The sequence below is a fragment of the Halolamina salina genome, from assembly GCF_042678005.1.
Classification (GTDB): Archaea; Halobacteriota; Halobacteria; order Halobacteriales; family Haloferacaceae; genus Halolamina; species Halolamina salina.
The window spans coordinates 27885-32882 of the sequence record NZ_JBHUDH010000016.1 but is presented as its reverse complement, the minus strand read 5'-3'; the positions used below and the strand labels follow the sequence as shown (position 1 = coordinate 32882).

4 protein-coding genes and 1 pseudogene are annotated in these 4998 nt (G+C 67.8%); 2 read left to right on the top strand and 3 right to left on the bottom strand.

Annotated features, from left to right (window positions below; genetic code table 11):
- Positions 1-183 (top strand): annotated as a pseudogene (locus tag ACFR9S_RS02340) (hypothetical protein); the annotation flags it as partial.
- Positions 184-272: 89 nt separating this feature from the next.
- Positions 273-1574: a dicarboxylate/amino acid:cation symporter gene (locus ACFR9S_RS02335; RefSeq protein ID WP_379817982.1), complete on the top strand. Its 1302-nt coding sequence runs from the start codon at positions 273-275 to the stop codon at positions 1572-1574.
- A 164-nt stretch (positions 1575-1738) separates the two neighbouring features.
- Here ACFR9S_RS02335 and ACFR9S_RS02330 read toward each other — a convergent pair whose 3' ends face one another.
- The 3 genes from ACFR9S_RS02330 to ACFR9S_RS02320 all read right to left on the bottom strand — a co-directional run.
- Positions 1739-3745: an AMP-binding protein gene (locus tag ACFR9S_RS02330; RefSeq protein WP_379730779.1), complete on the bottom strand. Its 2007-nt coding sequence runs from the start codon at positions 3743-3745 to the stop codon at positions 1739-1741.
- Between the two features lie 156 nt (positions 3746-3901).
- Entirely contained in the window at positions 3902-4441 is a 540-nt protein-coding gene (locus ACFR9S_RS02325) for a GNAT family N-acetyltransferase (protein WP_379730778.1), read from the bottom strand.
- A 150-nt stretch (positions 4442-4591) separates the two neighbouring features.
- Positions 4592-4998: DNA gyrase C-terminal beta-propeller domain-containing protein (locus ACFR9S_RS02320; protein WP_379817981.1), on the bottom strand; the 407-nt coding region annotated here is incomplete at its 5' end.

Genomic DNA, 4998 nt, shown 5'->3' with positions numbered 1-4998 from the left:
CTCGCCGACCCGGCCGCCGTCGTCGCCGGCGTGCTCGCGCCGCTGCTGGTCGGCGGCTGTGTCGTGCTCGCCGAGCCGGGGAGGACGGCAACAGAGCCAGCCGGCGATCTCGCGGTCGCAGCGGGCAACGCCCCAGAGTCGGCGACCGTCGAACCGAGCGAGATCGTGCTTTCCCGGGACTGACCGGCGGCGGATCGACCCGACGGAGCTAGCGGCCGTGGTCGCCACCGGGCGATGGTTTAAGTCCGGGTGCCCGGAAGAAGCGGCGGAACATGAGTACAGTTGGCAGATACTGGTCCCGGTATCGGTCGGTACCGATCGTGTATCGCATCGGGGCGGCGTTCCTCCTCGGCTCGATCGTCGGGCTCGCGGTCGGACAGCCCGCGACACGGCTCCAGCCGCTGGGGGACCTGTTCGTCCAGATGCTGAGCATGCTGATCGTCCCCATCATCGTGTTCACGCTGCTGATGGGGGCGAGACGGCTGACACCGAGCAAGCTCGGTCGGATCGGTGGGCAGGTCGTGGGACTGTACGCCGTCACGTCCGGGCTCGCCGTCGCCTTCGGGCTGCTGGTGGCGAACCTCATCAACCCCGGCGAGAACCTCGAACTGACCGGCGGCGAGGCGATGGAGGCCGAGGCGCCCGACATCGTCGAAGTGATCCTGGGGATCGTCCCCTCGAACCCGATCGGCGCGATGGCCGAGGGCGACATCCTCCCGGTCATCTTCTTCGTCATCGTGTTCGGCTACGCGCTGGCGGTCGTCGAGGAGTCCGAGGGCGTCTCCGAGCAGGTCAGCGAGGGGATCGAGAGCTTCTACAACCTCGCGGAGGCCGGCGCCGAAGCGATGTTCAAGGTCGTCTGGGGTGTGATGGAGTACGGCGTGCTCGGCGTGTTCGCGCTGATGGCGTCCGTGTTCGGGCAGGCGGGCGTCGACGCGATCGTCCCGTTCGCGCTGCTGATCCTGACGCTGCTGCTCGCCGTGAGCCTGCACATCGCCGTCGTCCACCTGGCCGGGCTGGTGATGCTGCTCTCCGGTCAGTCGCCGATCAAGTTCCTGCGCGGCGGCCGCGAGGCGCTGATCACCGCGCTGTCGATCCGCTCCTCGTCGGGGACGCTGCCGGTGACGATGAACGACGCCGACGAGAACCTCAAGATCGACGAGAGCGTCTACAGCTTCTCGCTCCCGCTGGGCGCGACGATCAACATGGACGGCACCGCGCTGTACCAAGGAGTTGCGGCAATCTTCGCCGCGAACTTGGTCGGCGTCTCGCTGACGCTGCCCGAACAGTTCACGGTCGTCGTCGTCGCAGTGCTCGCAAGCATCGGCGCCGCGGGCGTCCCGGGGACGGGGCTGATCATGCTGACGCTGGTGCTGACCCAGTTGGGGCTGCCGCTGGAAGTGGTCGGGTTCGTCGCCGGCGTCGACCCGATCCTCGATCGACTGCGCACGATGACCAACATCTCCGGCGACCTCGCGGTGACCACGGTCGTCGCCAAGTGGAACGGGGCGGTCGACTTCGCGAGCGGCGTCTGGGGCGGTGAGGGGGCGAGTGCCTCACCCGCCGACGACTGACGGTGTCGCCGTGACGAGCAGTCGGCGACGACTGACGGTGTCGCCGTGACGAGCAGTCGGCGACGACTGACGGTGTCGCCGTGACGAGCAGTCGGCGACGACTGACGGTGTCGGTGAGGCGAACAGCCACCGACGACTGGCCGTGAAAACGAGCGGGTCGGCCGCTACGACGCGTCTTGCAGTTCGTCGAACGCCTCGGGGTTCTCCATCGAGGAGAGGTCGCCGGGGTCCTCCCCTTTGTACGCCGCCTCGATCGCGCGGCGGATCACCTTGCCGGACTGCGTCTTCGGGAACTCATCGACGAACAGCACCTCGCGGGGGCGGAACGGCTTGCCGTGCTCCTCGCCCACCAGCGCCCGTAGCTCCTCGGCGAGTTCGTCGCTCGGCTCGACGCCCTCCTCGGGGATGACGTAGGTCACGACCGCGGTGCCGGTGGTGTCGTCGGGGACACCCACCGCAGCGGCTTGATTCACGTCGTCGTGTTCCACGAGCACGCCCTCGATCTCGGCGGGACCGACCTTCCGGCCGGCGACGTTGAGCGCGTCGTCGGCGCGGCCGTGGAGGAACCAGAACCCCTCCTCGTCCTTCTGGGCGAAGTCGCCGTGGTCCCAGAGATCGTCCCACGTCGACCAGTACTCCTCGAGGTAGCGCTCGTCGCCCGACCAGAGGCTCTTGGTCATCGACGGACAGGAGTCACGCGCGACGAGGTAGCCGCGCTCGTGGTCCTCCTTGACGGAGTTGCCGTCGTTGTCGACGATGTCGATGTCCATCCCCAGCCCCGGGCCGCCCAGCGTGCCGGGCTTGAGGTCGTTGATCGGCAGCGGCATCAGGAAACAGCCACAGATCTCGGTGCCGCCGGAGATGTTGATGATCGGCGCCTCGCCGCCGCCGACCTGCTCGTAGTACCACATCCACGACTCGGGGTCCCACGGCTCGCCGGTCGAGCCGAGCAGTCGGAGACTGGAGAGATCGTACTGCTCGACCACGTCGTCGCCGTGCTTGCGAAGCGCGCGGATCGCGGTCGGGGAGACGCCGAACGTGGTGATCCCGTGTTCCTCGATCATCTCCCAGAACCGCCCCGGGTGCGGGTGGTCGGGCGCGCCCTCGTACATGAACGTCGTGCCCGCGAAGTGGTGGTTCCCGATCAGCGTCCACGGTCCCATCATCCAGCCGATGTCGCTGACCCAGAAGAAGCGGTCGGACGCCTTCTGGTCGAAGCCGAAGTGGATCTCCTTCGCACATTGGATCAGCACGCCGGCGTGGGTGTGGACGATCCCCTTCGGCTCGCCCGTGGTGCCGGAGGAGTACAGCAGCATCGACTCCTGATCCGACGGCAGCGACTTGGTGTCGTACTCGCCGTCCTGCTCGGCGACGGTGTCGCCCCACCACTCGTCGCGGTCGTCGTTCCACGGAACCTCGACGTCGGGGTTCTCACGATCGCCGAGCCGGTCGAACACGACCACGTTCTCGATGTGGCCGGCCTGCTCGATCGCCTCGTCGGCGCCTTCCTTCAGCCGGATGGGGTTCCCGCGGCGGTAGAAGCCATCGCCGGTGAACAGCACCGAGGGCTCGGCGTCGTCGATGCGGGTCGCGGTCGCCTCGACGCCGAAGCCGGAGAAGATCGGCACCGCGATCGCGCCGACCTTGAAACAGCCGTAGAGAATCGAGATCACCTCCGGCACCATCGGCATGTAGAGGCCGACGGTGTCGCCGGTCTCGATCCCGGCCTCCTCGAGGTAGTTCGCGACGCGGTTTGCCTGCCGGTAGAGGTCGTGGAACGTCCGCTCGTCGACCTCGCCGTCCTCGCCCTCCCAGATGCAGGCGACCTTGTTGCGCTCGGGAGCGTCGGCCTCGGCGTACCGGTCCAGCGTGTTGTGGGCGATGTTGATCTCGCCGCCGGGATACCAGTCGGTGAACTGCGGCCCGTCGCTGTCGTCACGGACGGTGTCGTACTCCTCGTAGAACTCCACGTCGAGGTAGTCGGGCATCTCGTCCCAGAACCAGTCGACGCCCGACGCCGGCTCGCCCTCGATCTCGGTCGTGGTGCGCTCGATCAGCTCCTCGTAGTCGTCGATGCCGTACGCCTGCATGAACTGCCAGACGTTGGTCGACTCCACGAACTCCCGATCCGGCTCGTGGACGACCTCGTCGAACCCCTCGCTCGTTTCCATACGTCGGGCGTTTTGGGGGAGCGGGGAAGTAACTTACTCGACGGCCTTCCCCTGCGCTCGGCGCCAAAGGCGCCTCGCTGGCGAAAGCCTCGTCACCCCCTGCGGTCGCTCCTCGGCCCACTCGCTCACGTCCGTTCGCTCGCGTCTGCAATCTGGCTACTCCCGCCACTCCTCCCGCAACAGCCCGTAGTGGATCGTGTCGACGTACTCGCCGTCGATGAACCGGTCCCGGCGGACGCGTCCCTCCTGCTCGAAGCCGAGCGACTCCAGCAGCCCCCGCGAGGCGTCGTTGAAGTCGTACGCGATCGCGCCCACGGCCGGGTGGTCGTACGTCGCGAACGTGTAGTCGACCGCGAGCCCCACCGCCTCGCTGCCGTACCCCTCGCCGTGGTACTCGGGCGCGAGCCAGTAGGAGAGCTCCGGCCGGCGGTAGCTCATGTCCTCGACGCCGACCCAGCCGAGCCGGGTGACCGCCGACTCCTCAGGCGATCCCGGTCCGGCGTCGTCCAGACAGACGAGGAACTGATCCCCCTCCGACTCGGCCACGTCGCCGAGCTCGGCCCGGCTCCGCAGGGGGTTCCCGATCGGGATCCGAATATCTGGGTTGGCCGACGCGCGCTGACAGAACGCGCAGTCCTCCTCCTCGACGGTCCGGAGCGACACCCGTTCGCCCCGACTGACGATGGCTCCAGGCATGGTTCTCCCTCCGATGGCCGGGAGATAGGCTTTGTGTGACCGCCGCGGCCGACGGACGGCCCACGCAGTCGAGGGATTCTGCAAATTGTGGGATGTCTGGAGACGCTGGACGCGGCGGAACGTTCGAAAAACGGGGAGAGCGCGGAGCGCTTACTCGTCGTCCGCGATCCGGTCGGCGTCGATCACGTCGACGGCGGCCACGCGGTCGCCGTCCTCGAGATCCATCACCGTCACACCCATCGTGTTCCGGCCGACGATCGAGAGGTCCTCCACGGGGCAGCGCATGATCTGCCCGTCCTCGCTCATCGTCACGAGGTGATCGCCCGGCCCGACCGCGTCCAGCGCGGTGACGCGGCCGTTGCGGTCGTTGGTCTTGATGTCGATCAGCCCCTTCCCGTTGCGGGACTGGACGCGGTAGGCGTCGAGGTCCGAGCGCTTGCCGTAGCCGTTCTCGGTCACGGTGAGCAGCCACGAGGAGCGGTCCTCGTCGATGCCGGCGACGGCGGCGACCTCGTCGTCGTCTCCACGACGGACCGCGGGTCCGTCTTGGTGAAGTC

What these genes read in the sequence shown, in the direction of transcription:
- ACFR9S_RS02325 (WP_379730778.1), bottom strand. Translation starts at nt 4,441, where the DNA reads ATGCCTGGAGCCATCGTCAGTCGGGGCGAACGGGTGTCGCTCCGGACC.
- ACFR9S_RS02335 (WP_379817982.1), top strand. Translation starts at nt 273, where the DNA reads ATGAGTACAGTTGGCAGATACTGGTCCCGGTATCGGTCGGTACCGATC.
- ACFR9S_RS02330 (WP_379730779.1), bottom strand. Translation starts at nt 3,745, where the DNA reads ATGGAAACGAGCGAGGGGTTCGACGAGGTCGTCCACGAGCCGGATCGG.